Annotated in this window: 20 protein-coding genes; 10 read left to right on the forward strand and 10 right to left on the reverse strand. The window is 74.5% G+C overall.

Translation table 11 applies throughout. The features are described 5' to 3' along the window. Positions 1-11 precede the first annotated feature (11 nt). Complete coding sequence (locus IE255_RS24885; protein WP_190052568.1) at positions 12-1187, reverse strand: NAD(P)/FAD-dependent oxidoreductase; 1176 nt, start codon at positions 1185-1187, stop codon at positions 12-14. A 189-nt stretch (positions 1188-1376) separates the two neighbouring features. Between IE255_RS24885 and IE255_RS24890 the strand changes: the two genes are divergently transcribed. From IE255_RS24890 to IE255_RS24905, 4 genes are read left to right on the forward strand one after another with little or no spacing between them, the layout of a single operon-like run. After that, the gene (locus IE255_RS24890) at positions 1377-1781 is read left to right on the forward strand and encodes a Tat pathway signal sequence domain protein (RefSeq protein ID WP_190052637.1); all 405 of its coding nucleotides are present in this window, start codon (positions 1377-1379) and stop codon (positions 1779-1781) included. After that, positions 1778-2395: a class F sortase gene (locus IE255_RS24895; RefSeq protein ID WP_190052569.1), complete on the forward strand. Its 618-nt coding sequence runs from the start codon at positions 1778-1780 to the stop codon at positions 2393-2395. Before IE255_RS24890 ends, IE255_RS24895 begins: the two co-directional genes overlap by 4 nt. Beyond that, a complete protein-coding gene (locus IE255_RS24900; RefSeq protein WP_190052570.1) occupies positions 2392-2883 on the forward strand; it encodes an RNA polymerase sigma factor in 492 nt (163 codons plus the stop codon). Before IE255_RS24895 ends, IE255_RS24900 begins: the two co-directional genes overlap by 4 nt. Continuing rightward, on the forward strand, positions 2867-3397 hold the full coding sequence (locus tag IE255_RS24905; RefSeq protein ID WP_190052571.1) for a hypothetical protein: 531 nt from the start codon (positions 2867-2869) through the stop codon (positions 3395-3397). Before IE255_RS24900 ends, IE255_RS24905 begins: the two co-directional genes overlap by 17 nt. Before the next feature lie 21 nt (positions 3398-3418). On the opposite strand, the gene IE255_RS24910 is transcribed toward IE255_RS24905, so the two are convergent. Next, the gene (locus IE255_RS24910; RefSeq protein WP_190052638.1) at positions 3419-4402 is read right to left on the reverse strand and encodes a cytochrome c oxidase assembly protein; all 984 of its coding nucleotides are present in this window, start codon (positions 4400-4402) and stop codon (positions 3419-3421) included. A gap of 182 nt (positions 4403-4584) precedes the next feature. Here IE255_RS24910 and IE255_RS24915 point away from each other — a divergent pair, with 182 nt between their 5' ends. Further along, positions 4585-5157, forward strand: a complete 573-nt coding sequence (locus tag IE255_RS24915; RefSeq protein ID WP_190052572.1) for a tellurite resistance TerB family protein — start codon at positions 4585-4587, stop codon at positions 5155-5157. A gap of 42 nt (positions 5158-5199) precedes the next feature. On the opposite strand, the gene IE255_RS24920 is transcribed toward IE255_RS24915, so the two are convergent. Continuing rightward, on the reverse strand, positions 5200-6072 hold the full coding sequence (locus IE255_RS24920; RefSeq protein ID WP_190052573.1) for a serine hydrolase: 873 nt from the start codon (positions 6070-6072) through the stop codon (positions 5200-5202). After that, entirely contained in the window at positions 6069-7052 is a 984-nt protein-coding gene (locus IE255_RS24925) for a LysR family transcriptional regulator (RefSeq protein ID WP_268255759.1), read from the reverse strand. Before IE255_RS24925 ends, IE255_RS24920 begins: the two co-directional genes overlap by 4 nt. A gap of 85 nt (positions 7053-7137) precedes the next feature. Between IE255_RS24925 and IE255_RS24930 the strand changes: the two genes are divergently transcribed. The 4 genes from IE255_RS24930 to IE255_RS24945 all read left to right on the forward strand — a co-directional run bounded on the left by IE255_RS24930 (position 7138) and on the right by IE255_RS24945 (position 10922). Further along, complete coding sequence (locus tag IE255_RS24930) at positions 7138-8778, forward strand: penicillin-binding transpeptidase domain-containing protein (protein WP_190052575.1); 1641 nt, start codon at positions 7138-7140, stop codon at positions 8776-8778. A gap of 69 nt (positions 8779-8847) precedes the next feature. Beyond that, entirely contained in the window at positions 8848-9837 is a 990-nt protein-coding gene (gene bla, locus IE255_RS24935; RefSeq protein ID WP_190052576.1) for a class A beta-lactamase, read from the forward strand. 43 nt (positions 9838-9880) lie between these two features. Beyond that, positions 9881-10243 (forward strand): DUF952 domain-containing protein, encoded by a 363-nt coding sequence (locus IE255_RS24940; RefSeq protein ID WP_190052577.1) that lies wholly within the window; start codon positions 9881-9883, stop codon positions 10241-10243. 4 nt (positions 10244-10247) lie between these two features. Then, on the forward strand, positions 10248-10922 hold the full coding sequence (locus tag IE255_RS24945; protein WP_190052578.1) for a DUF4328 domain-containing protein: 675 nt from the start codon (positions 10248-10250) through the stop codon (positions 10920-10922). On the opposite strand, the gene IE255_RS24950 is transcribed toward IE255_RS24945, so the two are convergent. From IE255_RS24950 to IE255_RS40200, 6 genes are all read right to left on the reverse strand, one after another. After that, positions 10916-11800 carry a putative RNA methyltransferase gene (locus tag IE255_RS24950; RefSeq protein WP_190052579.1) on the reverse strand — a complete coding sequence of 295 codons (885 nt, stop codon included), beginning with the start codon at positions 11798-11800 and terminating at the stop codon, positions 10916-10918. The two genes, IE255_RS24945 and IE255_RS24950, sit on opposite strands and share 7 nt — an antisense overlap. Before the next feature lie 240 nt (positions 11801-12040). Continuing rightward, positions 12041-13603: a right-handed parallel beta-helix repeat-containing protein gene (locus tag IE255_RS24955; protein WP_190052580.1), complete on the reverse strand. Its 1563-nt coding sequence runs from the start codon at positions 13601-13603 to the stop codon at positions 12041-12043. Positions 13604-13806: 203 nt separating this feature from the next. Then, positions 13807-15720 (reverse strand): hypothetical protein, encoded by a 1914-nt coding sequence (locus IE255_RS24960; RefSeq protein WP_190052581.1) that lies wholly within the window; start codon positions 15718-15720, stop codon positions 13807-13809. Between the two features lie 70 nt (positions 15721-15790). After that, positions 15791-17107, reverse strand: coding sequence for a serine hydrolase domain-containing protein (locus IE255_RS24965; RefSeq protein WP_190052582.1), 1317 nt, complete (start codon positions 17105-17107; stop codon positions 15791-15793). A gap of 147 nt (positions 17108-17254) precedes the next feature. Further along, positions 17255-17692, reverse strand: coding sequence for a hypothetical protein (locus IE255_RS40195; protein WP_190052583.1), 438 nt, complete (start codon positions 17690-17692; stop codon positions 17255-17257). After that, positions 17677-18093 carry a hypothetical protein gene (locus tag IE255_RS40200; RefSeq protein WP_190052584.1) on the reverse strand — a complete coding sequence of 139 codons (417 nt, stop codon included), beginning with the start codon at positions 18091-18093 and terminating at the stop codon, positions 17677-17679. The genes IE255_RS40195 and IE255_RS40200 overlap by 16 nt, the downstream gene beginning before the upstream one ends. On the opposite strand from IE255_RS40200, the gene IE255_RS40205 reads away from it, so the two are divergent. Then, the gene (locus IE255_RS40205; protein ID WP_190052585.1) at positions 18092-18238 is read left to right on the forward strand and encodes a hypothetical protein; all 147 of its coding nucleotides are present in this window, start codon (positions 18092-18094) and stop codon (positions 18236-18238) included. The genes IE255_RS40200 and IE255_RS40205 overlap by 2 nt on opposite strands. Positions 18239-18556 lie beyond the last annotated feature (318 nt).

Genomic DNA, 18556 nt, shown 5'->3' on the forward strand with positions numbered 1-18556 from the left:
CTGGCGGCGGCTCACACCACATACGACTCGGGCCGGACCCCCGCGCCGGAGCGGAAGCGGTCGGCGCTGAGCGGGCCGACGTCGACGCAGGGGGCGCGTTCCAGGCAGAGGTCGCGGACGATCTCGCCCACCGCCGGGGCCTGGAGGAAGCCGTGGCCCGAGAAGCCGGTGGCGTAGAGGAAGTTGACGACCTCGGACGAGCGGCCGATGAGCGCGTTGTGGTCGGGGGTGACCTCGTAGAGCCCGGCCCAGCCGCCGGCCGTCTCCAGGTCGGCGAGGGCGGGGGCGCGGTGGCGTACGGCCTCGCGGAACAGCTCCAGCCAGTCCGGGGTCCAGGTGGTGTCGAAGCCGTCCGGCTCACGGGGGTCGGCCAGGCCGAACAGGAGCCCGTCGTCGCTGTTGTGGAAGTACGCCGAGGACGTGAAGTCGATGGTGAAGGGAATGCGCGGGGCGGGCGGTGTGAGCGGGACGGTGAAGGCCAGTTGGCGGCGCACCGGCCGCACGGGCAGGGCGACGCCCGCCATCTCGCCGATCCGTGCCGACCAGGCGCCGGCGGCGCAGACGACGGTGGCGCAGTCGATCCGCCCGCGGTCGGTGTGGACGGCCGTGACCCGGTCGCCCGCGGTGTCGAGGCCGGTGACGGTGGTGTGCGTGGCGAGGACGACCCCGGCCCGGGCCGCCGCCCGCGCGTAGCCCTGGACGACCAGGCCGGGCCGGGCGTGGCCGTCGGCGGGCGAGTGGGCGGCGGCCACCAGCCCCTCGGTGCGGACGTAGGGACACAGGCGGCGGGCCTCCTCCGGGCCGGTCATGCGGCTGGGGACGCCGAGGGAGTTCTGGAGCCGGACACCGGCCTCGAAGTCGGCGGCCTGCCGCTCGGTGGTGAGCAGGAAGAGGTAGCCGACGGTGTCGAGCCGGATGTCGGCGCCCGGGCGGTCCGGGAAGTCCCGGAAGGCGCGCAGACTCCGGCTGCCGAGTTCGATGTTGAGCGGGTCGGAGAAGTGCGCCCGTACCCCGCCGATGGGTTTGCCCGAACTGCCGCGGCCCAGCTCGCCGCGCTCGACGACGACGATGTTCCGCACTCCGGCTTCGGCCAGGTGGAAGGCGATGGCGGTGCCCATCACCCCACCGCCGATGATCACGACGTCGGCGGTGCGGGGGACGGTGGGGAAGACGGGTGAGGAGGTCAACGGGCCATCCCTTCCGGGGTTCTGCGCGTCGGTAGGCCATCGTGCGCCGGACCGGCCCCCGGCGTCGACAGGGCGTCGTCCCCCCGCCCCGGGCGACTTTGCCAGCTCTTTACAACCCGCCCGGCCCCCGCCTCGTCTCTCCGCACGACCTGTCACCCGACCTAGGAGTGCGACTCCATGCGCCGATCCATGCGCCGAACCGTCCTCAGCGTCCTGGCCCTCGCGGGCACCGCCGTACTGATGGGCACGGGGCCCGCGTTCGCGACCGGCGCGACGACCCCGAGCCCGGCCCCGACGTCCGCCGCGGCCACCCCCCAGCCGCAGGAGAGCGCCGCACCGGCGCCCAGTGACGGGCCGGCCCGCCCGGCGCCGAGTGCCGAACCGACCCGGACACCGGCCGAGGCACCGACCCAGGCACCGGCCGGCGACCAGGTCTCCGTCCGGCCGAGCGGTGCGCCCGACACCGGCGTGACGGGGGCGTCCTCGGGCTCCGGAACGAACGGCACGGCGATCGGCGCGGGCGCCGCCGCGGTGCTCGCCCTCGGCGGCGGCACGGTCTTCGTCGTACGCCGCCGCCGGGCGACCGGGGCATGACCGCGTTCTCCAGGCGCGCGTTCACGGCCGGGGCGCTGGCGTCCCTGCTGACGGCCTGCGGCGGCGGTCCCGCGCCGGAAGGGCACGCTTCCAGGACCCCACCGCCGCCGGTCGCGGCCGGGCGCAGGCGTCCCCTGGCCCGTTCGGTCCCGGTCCGGCTGCTGATCCCGGCGATCGGCGTCGACACCCCGGTCATGCGGCTGGGGCTGGCTCCGGACGGCACCGTGGAGGTGCCGCCGGTCACGGCCGACGACCGGGCGGGCTGGTACCGGCACTCGCCGACGCCCGGCCGGACCGGCCCGTCGGTGATCCTCGGCCATGTCACCGTCGGCCGGTACGGCGACGGCGTCTTCCGTCACCTGGCCCGGCTGCGCCGGGGCGACCGCATCGTGGCGCGCCTGGAGAACGGCACGGCGGCGCGGTTCGCCGTCACGGCCGTACGGACGGTCCCGAAAACCGACTTCCCGGCGGACGACGTCTACGGGAACGTGGACCGCCCGGAGCTGCGGCTGATCACGTGCGGCGGAGCGCGTACCGGCGACGAATACGCGGACAACGTGATCGTGTTCGCCGCGCTGAGCGGCACCGGTCCGGCCACCCCTGGAGAGCGTTGAAACGGTCCCGCGAGAAGGCCGCGTCCGAGCTGTTCGCCGCCCTCTACCCGCGCCTCGCCGGCTGGTGCCGCCGGCTCGTCGACGACGACGAGACGGCCCACGAGATCGCCTCGGAGGCGTTCACCCGGCTCTGGGCCCGCTGGACGAGGGTGGAGGAGCCGCGCGGCTTCCTCTACGTCACCGCCGCCAACCTCGTCCGCGACCACTGGCGCAAGCTGGAGCGCGAGCGCCGGGCCATGCACCGCGTCACCTCGGAAGCCGCCGTACGCCCCCACCCCGAGCAGGCCGACCCGTCGGTGCGGATGCTCGTGCAGTCGCTGCCGGAGCGACTGCGCGTCCCGATCCTGCTCCACTACTACGCTGACATGCCGATCCGGGAGGTGTCCGTGCTGACCGGGCGCAAGGAAGGAACCGTCAAGGCCGACCTGCACGCGGCCCGCGAACTGCTCCGCGTCCACCTGAGGAGAAGCCTTGACCACACGCCTTGACGACGACCGGGGCGACGCGGAGTCCGGCCCCGACGATCCCCTCGCCGTGCTCCTGCGCCCCTCCTCCCCCGACTACCTGAGCGCGCCGCCCGGCCGGTACGGGGCGATCCGCCGCAGGGCGACCCGCCGCCGCCTGCTGCGCACCGCGGCCGGAGCCGGCGTGTGCTGCGCGGTGGCGGCCCTCGTCGCCCTTCCCCTGCGCCTCACGGCGCCGGAGCGCCCCGCGGCCCCGACGGTCCCGATGGCCCCGCCCGCGAGCACGGCACCGCCCGCCCCCTCGGCGCCCCCCACCCCGGCGCCGTCCCCCTCCGAGTCCCGTACGCCGACCCCGGACACGCCCCGCCCCGGCACGGCGAACCCCCGCACGTCCAGCCCCGGCACCCCCGGCCCCGGCGAGGCGACGAGCCCGACGGCCCCGTCCCGCGCCCCGTCGGCCACCCCGCCCTCGGTGGACCCCGTCCCGTCGGCGGCCCGTCCGGGCACGGACCGCCAGTCGGCCACGACCGGCCGGTGACCAGGGCCGCCGGGGCCCGGGTCAGGCACCCGGCCCCCGCCGCCGCACCCGCTCGGCCACCTCGCCCGCCTCGGTCTCCCACCAGGGCCGGACCAGCTCGGGAGCCCCTGCCGCGTCCGCCGTACGGACGACCGGCGCGAGTTCACCGTCCAGACGGGCGTCCAGTACGGCCGTCTGGGCGCGCTCGGCGCGGACCCATTGGGCGAGGATCGCCAACAGGAAGGGCAGGGCGACGAGTTCGGCGATGGCCAGCATGGCGCCTCCGCCGATCTGCTGGTCGTGGTGGACGTCGGGGGACCAGGGCGGCGCGTGGTGCAGGTACCACGCGCCCGCGATCAGCGTGCCGTGCGTCATGACCACCAGGCCCGGGACCGCGTCGACGACGCCGTCCAGGAAGACCAGGGCCGCCCGGACGGGGTGGGTGCACCAGGCGGGCAGGGCCTGCTCGCGGGTGAGCACCGGGAGGACGAACAGGCAGCCGGCCGCCAGGAGGTGCAGGTACATCAGCTCGTGCAGCCAGCCCACGCGCAGCGCGGTGGCGAAGTACGGCGTGAAGTAGACGGTCAGTTCGGTGGCCAGCACCAGGGCCGTGCTGACGAGGGGGAACGTCAGCACCCTGACGAGCCGCCCGGTCAGCACCCGCCGCACCCGCCGCGCACCGCCCTCCGGCAGCGCCTCGACCGCGAGCCGCAGCGGGTCGCCGAGGGCCAGCCCCAGCGGCGCGAGCAGGTCGAGGCCTACGTTCTGCACGGCGGCCGGCCAGAACAGCTCGTGGTCGTAGACGGCGAGAGCGGACATCGTGGCCACGACGATCGTGCCGAGCCCGAGGACCACGAACGCGGCGAGCCGCCCGAGCGGCCAGGTGCCGCCCCGGCCGTGCACCCGCGCGACACCCCAGCCGTAGAGCCCGCCCAGCACCCCGACCAGGACCAGCGCGGGGACGTCCCACCGCCACGACTCCAGCAGCCGCCCGAGGGTCGGCTCCGGCAGATGTCCGCCCACGATGCTCCTCGCCCCTTCCACCTGGCCTCTTCCGTCCGGCCAGGGCGGACGGTATCCGCGGAAGGTCAATGCCGGGTGAGAGAGATGCGTTTTGCGGAACCTTTGCCCGGGGACCGGGCGTTGGAAGGGTGTGCGCGCGTGAGCGAGTGCGCCAGTTGATGCTGACGAATACCGAGGTGGCGGCAATGGCAGTGTGGGACCGGCTCAAGGACCAGGCCAAGGCTCTCCAGCAGGGTCAGGCCGGGCGAGGCGCGACGACCGGCGGGCACGGTGGCACGCACAGCGGCGGGACGAGCGGGTCGAGGTCCGGCGGTGGGAGCAAGGCCCAGCTGGTCGGCCTGCTGAAGACGCAGCTCGGGTCGCTGAAGAACGAGTTGAAGAGCGGTGCGTACCGGGACGCGAGCATGGCGGTGTGCGCGCTGGTCGCGGCGGCGGACGGGCACGTGGACCCGGCCGAGCGGCAGCAGGTCGAGTCGATGATCCTCAGCAACGACGTGCTGCAGAACTTCCCGCCGGAGCAGCTGCGCCAGCGTTTCAACAAGCATGTGGACCAGCTGACCGCCAACTTCCAGCACGGCAAGGCCGAGGCCATGCAGGAGATCGCCAAGGCCGCCAAGAAGCCGACCGAGGCCCGGGCGGTCATCCAGACCGGCATGGTCATCGCCGGTGCCGACGGCCACTTCTCCCAGGCCGAGGCGACGGTCCTGCGCGAGGCCTGCGCGGCGCTGGGGGTGTCGCCCGCCGAGTTCCAGCTCTGAGCGCGTGACCGGGACGCACTGCGCCCTCAGGGCAAGGCCCCCTCAGGGAGCGCGCAGTGCGTCCACGGCCAGGCGGGCCGCCGTGCCGATGACGGCGTCGGCGGCGGGCAGCAGCGCGGAGGTGCGGGCCGTGCGCGTGAAGACGGCGACGGCGTAGCGGCCCCCGTCGGGGTACTCGACGACGCCGACCTCGTTGCGCACGGTCGGCAGGCTGCCCGTCTTGCCCGCGACATGGACGTCGTCGAAGGGGAAGCCGGAGGCCAGCCGGTGCGGCCACACCTGGAGGCCCAGCAGGCGCCGGATGGCCGCGCCGTGCTCGGGCGTGCACGCCTCGTCGCGCCAGACGGCGCCGAGCAGCCGGGTCATGTCGCGCGGGGTGCTGCGGTTGGTGCGGGCCGGGTCGAGCGCGCGGAGCCGGGTGACGACGTGCGGGTCGGCCAGCGCACCGGCGCCGCCGGGTCCGGCGTCCTCCTTGATGGTGGCGAGGAGTTCGCCGAAGGTGTGGACGGCGCGGGTGCGGGTGAGGCCGAGCCGGGCCGTGGTGCGGTTGACGGCGTCGAGGCCGACGCGCCCCAGCAGCAGGTCGGCGGCGGCGTTGTCGCTGACGGACATCATCAGATACGCGAGGTCCCGCAGGGACAGCCGGGCGCCGTCGAGCATGGCGGCGAGCCCCGTCGGGCCGGTGGTGCGGCCCTCCGGCGGGCACTCGACCTGCTCGGTGAGGTCCAGGATCCCCTCCGCCGCCTGCTCGTGGAGGGTGACGAGCAGACACAGCTTGTGGACGCTGGCGGTGCAGACCGGCTGGTCCGCGCCGGCGTCGAGCTGCGCGCCGGTGTCGATGTCGACGGCGTGCAGCCGGCCGGTGACCCCGGCGTCGGCGAAGGCCGCGTGGATGCGGGCGAGGGCGTCGGTCACAGCCAGTACTCCGAGGCCGGGCGCAGATGGAGCGGGCGGGAGGGCAGGTCGGGCATCGCACCGGCAGTGGTGCGCAGCGCGTGCGTCGCGGCCTCGGCGAAGGCGGCCACGGCGGCGTCCCCGCGCCCGCCGGGCCAGGCGACGGAGTGCCGCAGGGCGAGCGGGGCACCGGTGAGGGGCCGCCAGACGACGCCGGAGGCCGGGCGCTGACTCGGGTCCCCCTCCCCGTCGCCGTGCGCGTCGCGCGGGCTGAAGGCCACGGCCCGTGCCGACAGCACCAGTCCGCGCACGAAGCTGGCGCCCTGGGCGTGGCGGACGGTGGGTGGGGTGTAGCCGTTGCGGGCGCAGGTGGTCAGGAGATCGTCGTAGACCGCGGGGGCGGCCGTGCGGGGGAAGAGGATCAGGTCGTAGCCGGTGAGGGAGGCGAGCGGGACCTCGTCGAGCCCGGCCGCCGCCGCGTCGCCCGGCAGCAGCACGCCCAGCTCGCGCCGCAGCACCGGGCCCAGCTCCAGGCCGGAGACGTCGCAGGGGTGGTGGATGAGCCCGACGTCCAGCTCGTGCGCGGCGAACCGCTCCAGTTGCTGGGCGGTGGACAGCTCGTGCAGTTCGAGTTCCAGTCCGGCGGCGCCGGTGCCGGTGAAGCCCGCCAGCAGCGCGGCGACCGTCTCGCCGGAGACGTCCGGGGGGAGCGCGGCCCGCAGCAGGCCGGTCTCGCCGTCCCGGATGCGGCGCGCGGTGGCCATCAGCGCCTCGGAGCGGGCGAGCACCTCCCGTGCCTCGGCCAGCAGCAGCGTCCCGGCCTCGGTGATGGTCACCTGCCGGCTCGTGCGCTCGAAGAGCCGGACGCCCAGATGCTTCTCCAGACGCTGGATGCGCTGCGAGAGCGGCGGCTGGGCCATGCCCAGGCGAGCCGCGGCACGGCCGAAGTGTGACTCTTCTGCAACAGCCACGAAGCACTCCAGGTGCCGTACCAGGTCCACGAGCAGGAACCATATCGGATGTTGATCGATGTGAGATCGATAAACGACTTGGACAGGCTGCCCCGGCCGCTGCTGTGCTCGACGCATGGATTCCCTCGCCGACCACACCGGTGTCCCCGTCCAAGGCCGCGGGCCGCGCAGGAAGGCCCTGCGGCCCGCGATCGCCGGGGCGGTGGTCCTGGCCGTCGCCGCGGGCGGGGCGTACGCGGCCGGACTCGGGCCCTTCGCGCGGGACACCGGACCCGACCCCGCCGCCGGGAAACAGGCCCGCGCGTTCCTCGCCGACTGGGCCGCTGGCCGACTGCCGAGCGCGGCGGGCCGTACGACCAGCCCCGGTACGGCCGAGCGCGTGCTGGACAGCTTCACCGCCGGACTCGACCTCGGCAGGCCCGAGCTGACGGCCGAGCCGGCGGTCGAGGCCGAGGACGGCACGGTCACCGTCCCGTTCACCGCCAGGATGCCCGTCACCGGCCTCGGCACCTGGACCTACGAGTCGAAGCTGCCGCTGCGCGAGCAGGGCGACGGCACCTGGAAGGTGGACTGGCGGCTGTCCCTCGTCCACCCGCGCCTCAGCGACACCGAGAAGTTCCGCCTGGAACGGGAGGAGACCGAGCCCCCCGAGGTCACCGACCGGCAGGGGGCGACCCTGACCGGCGACGAACACCCCTCCCTCGCGCCCCTGATGACCCGGCTCGGCGGAGGCGGAGGCACGGACTCCGGCGCGCGCGGCGCGATCCACCTGGTCGACCGGGTCACCGGGGAGGTGGAGCGCACGGAGGCCAGGTTCGGCGCGCGGACCGTCCGGGACGACGGCCCCGTCCGCACCACCCTCGACGCCGGCTGGCAGTCCGCCGCCGAGCAGGCCCTCGCCGCCCACGCCGACGGCAAGAACGCCGCGCTCGTCGCCCTGCGCATCGACGACGGCGAGATCCTGGCCGTGGCCAACTCCCCGGCGTCCGGCTTCAACCGCGCCCTCTCCGGCACCTACGCGCCCGGCTCCACCTGGAAGATCGTCACCAGCAGCGCCCTGCTGCTCAAGGACGCCGTCGCACCGGACGACGTGGTGGACTGCCCCAAGTACCTCACGGTGGGCAAGCGGTTCCAGAACGTGGAGCTGTCCGAGCACCCGGGCGCCACCTTCCGCAAGGACTTCACCGAGTCGTGCAACACCGCGTTCATCAGCCTGCGCGACCGGCTCGACGACGGGGAGCTGGGCGACGTGGCCCGCACCTACTTCGGCGTGGGCCAGGAATGGCACATCGGGGCTCCCTCGTACGACGGCTCGGTGCCGGTGCCGAAGGACGAGACGGAGAAGGCCGCCTCGATGATCGGGCAGGGCCGGGTGCAGGCCAACCCGCTGATCATGGCGTCCGTCACCGCGACGGCCGTCTCCGGCACCTTCCACCAGCCCTCGCTCACCGACGGCACGAAGGACACGACCGACACGACCCCGCTGCCCCGGGACGTCGTCACCCAACTGCGGGAGATGCTGCGCGCCACCGTCACCGACGGCACCGCGAAGATCCTCTCCGACCTGCCCGGCGAGATCGGCGCCAAGACGGGCACCGCCGAGGTGTCCGACGACCAGGACAACAACGGCTGGCTCGTCGCCCACCGCGGCAACGTCGCCGTCGCCTGCGTCGTCGAGGAGGGCGTCACGGGCGGCGGCTCCGCCGGACCGGTCGTCCGCGGCCTGCTGGCCGCCGTGCCCGGCGACGCGGAGTGAAAGCGAGTGAGACCCGAGTGACTGACCGGAGTGAAAGCGAGTGAGACCCGAGTGAACGGAGCACCCCGCATGTCCGCCGACCGGCCGGCCCCCTCCCGCCGCGCCTCATCCCACCGCGACTCCTCCCGTCGCGCCTCCCCCAGGCGCGCCTTCCTGGCCGCCGCGGCCCTGCTGCCCCTCGCCGCCTGCGGCACGGACGACCGGCCCGCCGGCCGCGCGGACCGGTCCGCCCCGGCCACCCGGTCCGCCCCGGCGCCGAGCCGCCCGCCGGAGCGTCGCCTCCGGCTCGCGGACCTGGAGCGCGAGTACGGTGCCCGGGTCGGCGTCTACGCCCTCGCGACCGGCACCGGCGCCACGGCGGCCCACCGCGCCGACGAGCGCTTCGCGTTCTGCTCGACCTTCAAGGCCCTGGCCGCGGCGGCCGTCCTGCACCACCGCTCCCCGCACGACCTGGACCGGCGCGTCACCTACACCAAGGCCGACCTCCGCTCCACCACCCCGATCACCGGCAGGCACCTCGCCACCGGCATGACCCTGCGCCAACTCTGCGACGCCGCCGTCCGCTTCAGCGACGGCGCGGCCGGCAACCTGCTGATGCGCGACATCGGCGGCCCGGCGAAACTCACCGCCTACCTGCGCCAACTCGGCGACAGGGTCAGCCGCATGGACCACTACGAGCCCGAACTGCACGACGTCCCCCCGGACGACCCCAGCGACACCACCACCCCACGGGCGATCGCCACCGACTTCCGCAAACTCCTCCTGGGCACCGCCCTGCCCGCCCGCGACCGGGCGCTGCTCACGGACTGGCTCTCCCACAACGCCACCGCCGTCGGCGCCCGCCGGATCCGGGCCGGGCTGCCCAAGGGCTGGACCGTGGCCGACAAGACCGGCACGGGCAACTACGGCCGGGCCAACGACATCGCGGTCGTCCGCCCGCCCCGCACCGAACCGCTCGTCCTCGCCGTCATGACCGACCGCCCCGGCTACGACGCCGAGCCCTCGGACGCCCTGATCGCCGAAGCGACCCGGCGGACGGTCGCCGCCCTCGGCCTGTGACAGGATCTGAAACCGGAATGGACCACGGGGCTATAACGGGACCATGATCTATCACGTCGTACCGCGCACCGTCTGGGACACCGCCCCCGACCAGCCCTACGCCCCCGCCTCCCTCGCCGAGGAGGGCTTCGTCCACTGCTCCCCCGACGAGGCGACCACGCTGGCAGTCGTCAACGCCTTCTACCGGGACGCGCCCAGGCCCCTGCTGGTGCTCGCCCTCGACGAGGCGCGCCTCACCGCGAGGGTGGAGTGGGAGGCGGCGGCCCCCGCCCCGCCGCCCGGCGTCGGCGGCGACACCCTGTTCCCGCATGTGTTCGGCCCCCTCGACCGGGACGCGGTCGAGCACGTCCTGGAGGTGCGGTGGGACGGGGAGGGCAGGGCTTCGGAACTGAGTACGACAGGATGAACGGGTGACCGATCAGGAAACCTCCAGCACCGCCCCCGCTCCCGCCCTGCGCCCGATCCGCGGCGCGGCCCGGTGTGCCGTCGTGGCCCTCGGCCTCGCCTCCGTCGCCTGGGCGGCCCGGGCGGTCTGGCACATCCGGCTCGCCGCGGCGGGGCAGCCGGCGTCCGGCCCACCGGACCAGGGCGGCGGCGTGCACCGCCCCCTGAACGCCCTGGAGAACTCCTACCACTTGGTCGACTCCCTGGGCAGCGCCGTCACGGCGGTCTGCGCACTCGCGTTCCTGCTCTGGCTGGACCGCGTACGGGACAACGCCCGGGCCCTGTCCGGCACGGAACCGCGCTACGCCTACCTCTGGCTCTTCCTGGGCTGGATCGTGCCCGTCGTCAACCTCTGGATACCCCGGGGCGTGGTCGCGGACGTCCACCGCTCGGTCTTCCCCGAGCGGCGGCTGCCCGCCGTCGTCAACTGGTGGTGGGGCCTGTGGCTGGCCGGCCTGGCCGGCGGCGCGGGCCTCGTCTACGCCGACGCCACGGACGAGGTCATCGCCCGCGCCTACACCGACGTCCTGCCCCTGCTCGCCGCCGACCTGGTCGTCGTGGCGGCCGCCACGGCCGCCGCCCTCATGATCCGCACGCTGACGTCGGCGCAGCAGGAGTACATCGCCCGCAGGGGCTACTGACCGGACCGCCGAGGCCGGTACACCGACACGGCGAACGAGGCCGTCACCCGCGTCGGTGTCCTCGACTCCGCGATCCGGCGTCGGAGTTCCGCCGCGTCGAGGTGGTGCGCGGTCGGGGTCATGGCCACCAGGCTGGTGGTGTCCTCGGGTGTCAGGGTCATGGCGTACTCCAGCGGCTGGGTGCGTTCCGGCTGGAAGTGGGGCGACAGGGTCCGGCGCAGGCGTTCCTCCTTCCGGGTGTCGACCGCCAGCAGGCCGAGCGGCTCGTGGAGTTCGCGCAGGTGCCGGGCGGTGGGTGTGACGACGAGCAGGGCGCCGTCCGGCCTGAGGGCGCGGTGGAACTCCGGTCCGTTGCGGGGTGCGAAGACGTTGAGCAGGAGGTGGGCGCAGCCGGTGCGGACGGGCCATGGCTGCCAGACGTCCCAGGCGGCGGCCTCCGCGCGGGGATGGGCGCGGGCCGCGGCGCGCAGGGCGGGGACGGAGCTGTCCAGGCCCAGGCCCAGGGCCTCGGGGAGGGCGTCCAGGACCGCCGCGAGGTAGTGGCCGGTGCCGGCGCCGGCGTCCAGCACGGTGGCGTCGGGCGGGGCCAGTTCGGTGGCGAGCTTCGCGAGGGTGCGGGCGAGCGGGTCGTAGTGCCCGGCGCGCAGGAACGCGGCGCGGGACCGGACCATCTCGGCGGAGTCGGCGCTCGGGGCCCGCCGGTGGCCGGTCAGCAGACCGACGTATCCGTGGCGGGCGATGTCGAAGGTGTGCCGGCCGGGGCAGCGCAGGGCGCCGTCGGCGCGGTCGAGGCCGGCCGGGCACAGGGGGCAGGTCAGGATGGTCAGCAGCCGGTCGGACGGGCGGCGGTGGCCGGTACCCGTGGGCAGGGGCGGCATGGAGGCTCCTCGGAGCGCGGCACGGCGCGGCGCGAGGCGGCGCCGGGCCGGGTGCGGGCGGTGGACGGTGAGTCGTCGGCGCCCGCCGGACCGGCCGCGACGCCCTCTGCGGAGCGCAAGCGGCGGCCGGTGGCGGACACGCCGGGAGCGGCGACGTGACGGACTCACGTCGCCGCCCTCACCGCGGCGTCAGAGGAAGCAGTGCGGCAGGTCGTTGCATGCCAGAGCCATCCGGCCAGGTTACCGGCTGCCCCCGAACGTCACCACGAGGCGACCGTCCGAGGCGAAGGACCAGCGCAGGGCACCGGCGTAGGAGGAGCAGCGGGAGCCGTTGGTGCCGGACCAGAACTGGTTCGAGCTGTCGGAGTCTCCGATGATCCGGTCGTTGGAGCCGCTGTCGCACGAGGTGTTGTTGCGGAACACCGACTTGCTGCCGGAGTCGAAGTTGAAGTTGCGCTGCTCGTTGCCGATGCTGACGTTGTCCGAGATCTGCATCGTGCCGGTGTTGCTGTTGTAGGTGAAGCCGTGCTTGCCGTTCTGGTAGGCGATGCTGCGCCGGACGATGTGGTTGACGCCGATGTCGTCGCCGCCGAGCTTGTAGCCGTTGCGGTCGCCGTTGCCGGCCTGGGAGCCGTCGCTGAGGGTGCCGTTGTCGTAGGCGAGGGAGTCCTCGATGGTCACCGCGCCGATGGGGCCCGTGTCCGGCTTGGTGTAGAGGTCGTAGCCGTCGTCGATGTTGTGGTGGGCGACGGTGTAGCGGAAGACGTTCCCGGGGCCGACGGTGAGCTTCGGGGCGAAGCCGTCGGCGTCCTCGCCGTCGGAGTCGGCGTTGTCGTGCGACTCGGCGCTCAGGATCAGGTTGTTGGACGGCCACTGGTCCTTGGGCGTGCTGGAGAGCGCCCGCGAGAGCTGGAGTCCCGAGTCGCGGTTGAAGCGGGTCACCGTACGCTCGATGACGTTGTTGCTGCCGCCGATGAAGATGCCGTTGTCGCCGGCCCGTTCGACGACGAGGCCCTTGACGTGCCAGTACGACGCGTTGACGGCGAGGCCGCGGTTGGCCGGGTCCTCGCTCTGGGCGGAGAAGTTCAGCACGGGGGTCTCGCCCGGGTAGGCGAACAGTTCCGTGCGGTCGCCGGAGGTGCCGTTGCGACCGGCCGGGATGGTGACCGTCTGGGAGTGGCGGTACGTCCCGCCGCGCAGGTAGATCGTGCCGCCGGCGGCGATGCGGCTGATCGCCGAGGTGAGCGTCGTCGGGTTCGACTCGGTGCCGGCCGCGCTGTCGGTGCCGTTCGGTGACACGTACAGGACCGGGCCGGTGGGCTGCGGTTCGCCGCTGCTCGTCTCGACGTCGAGGTAGTCGACGTTGGGCAGGCCGGCGGAGGTGGTCGGGCCGAGCCGGACGGTGTTGCTGCCCGCCCGCAACGGCACGGTGAGCGTCTTGGTCGCCCAGGTGTTCCACGCGCCGGTGCCCTCGAAGGAGACGGTGGCGGCCGTTGTGCCGTTCACGAGTATGTTCGCGGGCCGTGCGGTGGTCGTGCCGTTGGCGAAGCGGACCTTCAGCGTCGCCGTGCCGGCGGCGGACGCGTTCACGGTGAACTGCGCGTAGCCGCCGGTGCCGTTGTCGCCGTTGCAGAAGCCACTGCCGGAGAATCCGGTCCAGTTCGAGTCGATGGTGCCCGTGCAGACCGCCGGCGAGGTCTCGGCCTCGTACCGGGTGGTCGCCGCCTGGGCCGGGTTGCCGGACACCGCGACGAGGGTGCCGGCCAGGAGGCCGACGGACGCGATCACTGGTCTCAGTTGCATCGTTCGTCTCCAAAGGGTGGGGTGCCGAACGGGGAGCAAGCGCTTTCTCCGCCGCAACGTATGAGCCTGCCGTGGACGCGTCAATAGACTGGTACATGATTCCCATTCAGAAACATGAACCGAGGCGGGCGGGGTTCGGACGCCCGGAACGCCGACTGCCCGCACCCGGTGGACCGGGTGTGGGCAGTTTTGATGACGCTACGTCAGCCGTCGTCGCGCGAGCGGAGCCTCAGACGCGGACCGAACCGGAACGCCGCGAAGCCCACCGCGGCCAGGCCCGCGGCCGCCGCGAGGAGCAGGCCCGTGCCGCCCGCGCCCGTGGTGGCGAGGCTGCCGCTGTCGAGGTCCGTCGACGTGCCGCCGCCCGTGGTCGAGGTGCCGGTGCCGCCGGTCGTGCCGGAGGTACCCGTGCTCGTGCTGGGCGAGGGGCTCGGGGTCGCCGAGGGGCTCGGGTCGTCGGAGGGGTCGTCGCCCGGGCCCGGATCGTCGGAGCCGTCACCGGGGACGACCTCGACCGCGAACTGGGTCATGGCATCGCCGACCGACGCGGCGACGGTGTACGTGCCCGTGCCCTCACCGGCGGTCAGGGTAGGGGCCGCGGCCTTGCCCTGCTCGTCCGTCTGCACGCGGACGACCTGCTCGCCGCCCTCGAAGCGGGGTGCGTCCTCGCTGTCGTCCTCGACGCGGAACTCGACCTCGGTGCCGGCCGGTGCCGTGGCGCCGGACTTGACCACCTGGGCCTGGAGGGGCTCGGCGAAGTCCTCGCCCTGCTCGGCCCGCTGGTCGTCACCGCCCGCCACGGACACGACGTAGGCCGACTTCTTCACCTGCACGGTGAAGACCGTCGACACGCCGTCGACCTCCGCGCGGATCGCGAACTCGCCCTCCCTGGAGCTGCTGCCCGACTCGATCAGCGGGGACTCGGCGCGGCCCCGCGCATCGGTCGGCACGGCCAGCTTCGTGGTGTCGGCGCCGCCCTTGACGTAGAAGTAGGCGCCCAGCTTGTCCGGGTCCTCGATGGTGAAGGTGACGGAGGCGTTCTCGACCGGGTCGCCCGCCTTGTCCCGGGCCACCACGGCCACCGGGTCGGCGCCGCCGCCCGGCTGTGTGGTCTGGCCGGCGCCGGAGACCTGGACCAGCTCCGCGATCGCGGAGGCCTTCCACTGGAACACGACGCGCCCGTTGCCGGAGCGGTCGGTGTTGACGCCGCCCTCGCCGATCCCGCCGCGCACCGGCTCGCCGGAGCCCTGCCAGAACGGGTCGTCCTTCGCGGCGGGCACCGTGCGCTTGCCGCTGAGCAGGCGGGCGTCGCTCACGCGGTTGGGGTCGGCGTAGCTGCTGCCGCCCGCGCCGCTGCCGACGTCACCCCGCTCCTCGTCGGTACCGCCGCCACCGCCGCCGCCCGCGTGGCCGGCGCCGCCGCCCCCGCCCTGGCCGCCCGAACCGGAGCCGCCCGCACCGCCCTTGCCGCCGCCGGACGCGTCGGCGCCCGCGGAGCCGTTGCCGCCGCCCGCGCCGCCGGTGTCACCGGCCGCGCCCTTGCCGCCGCGCTCCGACTCGGTGTCGTCCTGGCCGCGCTCACCGCCTCCGGGGCCGCCCTGGCCGGCCTCCATGCTGCCGTACCCACCGCCGCCGCCACCGGCGGCGATGAGCAGCGGCTCGCCGTCACTGGTGCGCACGCCGCTGCTGTTGCCGCCGACCGCGGCGTCCTTGCCGCCGCCCTTGCCGCCGAGCGCGTCGCCGAAGCCCTGCACGCCGACCGCGACCGACAGCCGCTCCCCGGGCGTGACGCGGAGCGCACCCGCGGTGTAGCCGCCCGCGCCGCCGTTGGCGAAGGGCGTGCCCTCGCCGCCCTGGCCCCAGGCCCGCACGTCCAGCGCGGTGACGCCGGCCGGGACCCGGAACTCCTCGCGGGCGCCCGTCGGATCGAACAGCCGGCACCCGGAGAAACCCTCGGTCGGCGTGCAGGCCTTCCCGGCGAGCACCTCGCTGCCGGCGGCCGTGGCGGCCGGAGCGCCCGTCAGGGCGGTGCCGGCGGTCAGGGCCACGAAGGCCAGGGCGGCGGCGCCGCGCCGGAATCCGGCGCGGCGCGGCACGACGGAATCGTGATGCCTCAAGGAAACTCCCCAACTCGTCACAAGCTCCCCCCCAGGGAGCCACACGATGCTCGATCAGAATCGAACAAGACTAATGAGACACCTGATCAAACTTGTGGCTGTTGGTCAACTGAGAAGTGGCGATTCCGGGCAGCAGCCGGGAGAGCTCCCCGCGGGCGTCCCGTGCCGCGAGACCGGCCGCGCCGGCGTCCGGGCAGAGGGCGCGGACGATGTGCGTGGTGAGGGCCTCGTCGATCGGGTGCGGCAACGGGCGGCCGTTCTCGTCGAGGCTCTGGTACTTCATCAGGTTCTGCGCGAAGGCGACCTGGCGCTTGCCGTCCCGGCTGGTCAGGGCGAACGTGCCGGCGCCGAACACCGCTCCGCTGTGGCCCCAGAAGCGGCCGCAGCCGGGCAGTTCCACGGTGAGGATGCCGAGGCCGTAGTCCATGCCGCCCACGGGGACCGTGCGCAGCATCTCGCCGAGGGCGGCCTCGCCCACCAGCTTCCCGGCGAGCAGGGCGCGGTAGAAGCGGTTCAGGTCGTCCATGGTGGAGACGACCGCGCCCGCCGCGTAGATCCAGGACATGTCGTAGACGCTGTAGTCGCGGGGCGGGTCGATCAGGCCGTACAGCGCCTCGTACATCCGCGGGTGCGGGCCCTTGATGTACGGGGTGCGCGGCAGGGACGTGTGGCGCAGTCCGGCCCGGTGGATGACGTGGCGGGTGACGTACGCGTCGGCGTCCTGGCCGGTGACCTTCTCCAGGAGCAGCCCGGCGATGGCGTAGTTGGTGTTGGAGTACGTGCCGGGCAGCTCGCCGGGGCGTCCGGTGGCGGGGGCCGCGAGGCCCAGCCGGACCAGTTCCTCGGGCGGGATGGAGCGGAAGCGCTCCTCGTCGAGGCTGGCCGGCGAGTTCTGGAGCAGGGAGGGGAAGGCGCCCAGGACGTGGTCGCCGATCCCGCTGGTGTGGTTGAGGAGCATCCGGACGGTGATCTCCCGGCCGCGCTCCCCGGGTATCAGGTCCGGGAGGTAGTCGGCGACGGGCGCGTCGAGCCGGATCCGGCCGCGTTCCACCTGCTGGAGCACGGCGACGGCGGTGAAGGTCTTGCTGATGCTGCCCACCCGCTGCCGCATGCCCGGCGTGACGGGGCGCCCGGTGGCCACGTCGGCCACCCCGGAGGCGCCGGTCCACCGCTCGCCGCCGTCCCGAACGGCGGAGAAGACGCCGTACAGGCCCGCCTCGTGCGCGGCGTCCAGCGAGGCGCGCAGACCGGACGCGTCGAGGGAGGTGCGGTCTGAGGACGCGGCAGGCGGTGTGGCCGGGCCGGCCTGGGCGGGCGCGGTCAGTACGGCGGTCGTCGTCAGCAGCGTGCTGCCCAGGACGGTTCCGAGAAGCCGGACGAAGCGCAACGGCTTGCCCCTTCCTTGGTGTTCGAGTACGTCGGTTTCGCGTACGTCGTGATCGAACAGGTCGGGGTCATCCTCGTGGGGAGCGGGCGTGCCGCACATCCACCCAGTGGCTGATCGGAAACCGGCCGCTCGTCGACCGGATCGCCGTCAACGGCCTTCGGCTCCAACGGACTTCACCGTTCGTGGTGCGGTGCGGCCCGTGAGCCGGTCGCGGCGGAACCAGGCGGCCAGCACCAGCGGGTATACGAGGTAGCCGAAGCGCGTGGCGGGCATCAGGCACATGGCCAGGCCCAGCCCGATCGCCACCCGGTCCGCCGCGGCGACGACCGTGCGCGGCGGACGGGCCAGGAGCCAGGCCGCCATCCCGACGGCGGTCGCCGCCAGGGCCGCCACGGCGAGGGCGCGGCCGCCCGGCACGTGGGCGGCGAGCAGCTGGCCGGGCAGCGGGCTGACCGCCGGTGATCCGGTGCCGGCCGCGCCGAGCGGGAACAGCACGACGTGTTCGACGAACGCGTGCGGGGCGGCGAGGGCGAACGGCACGACTCCGGCTGCCGCCACCGCCAGGGCCGTCACCGCGGCGCGCACGGCGGCCCGGCGGCCCGGCGGCCCGCGGTCACCGCGAGCAGCACCAGCGCGACCGGCAGCAGCGGCCAGGCGGTCCACTTCAGCGCCGCCGCGGCTCCCATCGCCGCCCCCGCGGCGACGGCCCCGCCCCGGCGCCCCGCCAGGGCCAGCCCCAGGCACATCAGCCCGATCACCGGCAGATCGACCCCGCCCGCGGCCGACGGCAGCGCGACCGCGGGGCAACTCGCCGGCAGCAGCGCGGGGTTGACCAGGGCCGCGCGGCCCCCACGCCCACCGGCGGACCTGGGCCCTCGGCGTGCTGCGAGGGCCAGTGCCCCTAGGAACACCGCCCCGAACCACAGCCGGGCGTCCGCGAGGGGGGTGTCGCCCAGCAGGGCGTGCGGGAGGCCGAGGAGCGCCATGCCGGGCAGGTACGGGTTGAAGTCGCCCACCGCCACCGTACGGGCTGCCGGTGGTGAGCAGGAGGTCGCCGGAGTGCTCGACGACGCCGACCTCCGGCTGGGCCGTGCCCAGCACCATCAGCACCGCCAGCGGCAGCAGCACTGAGCCCGCCACCGCCGCGAGCGCGCTCGTCCGGCCCCAGGCGTCCCGGCTGCGGGCGGCCAGGACGGCGGCCGCCGCGTAGCCGACGGCCGCGCACCCGCCCCACACCCGGTGGGCGGGCAGCGTCGTCACGGCGGCCAGCGCGAGCGCGAAGCCGGCGCATCCGAACCATAGCGGCGGTCCCAGCGGCGGCCGTCCCAGCGGTGTCCGCGCGGGCGGCCGGTCCGTCGTACGCCGTCCCGGGGGCAGAGCAGGCGCGGGGCCGGGACCGGCGGCGCGCTCGACGCGGGCTGGAACTGAAGGGCCATGGCCGTACTCCTG

The organism is Streptomyces lomondensis (genome assembly GCF_014651035.1).
Classification (GTDB): domain Bacteria; phylum Actinomycetota; class Actinomycetes; order Streptomycetales; family Streptomycetaceae; genus Streptomyces; species Streptomyces lomondensis.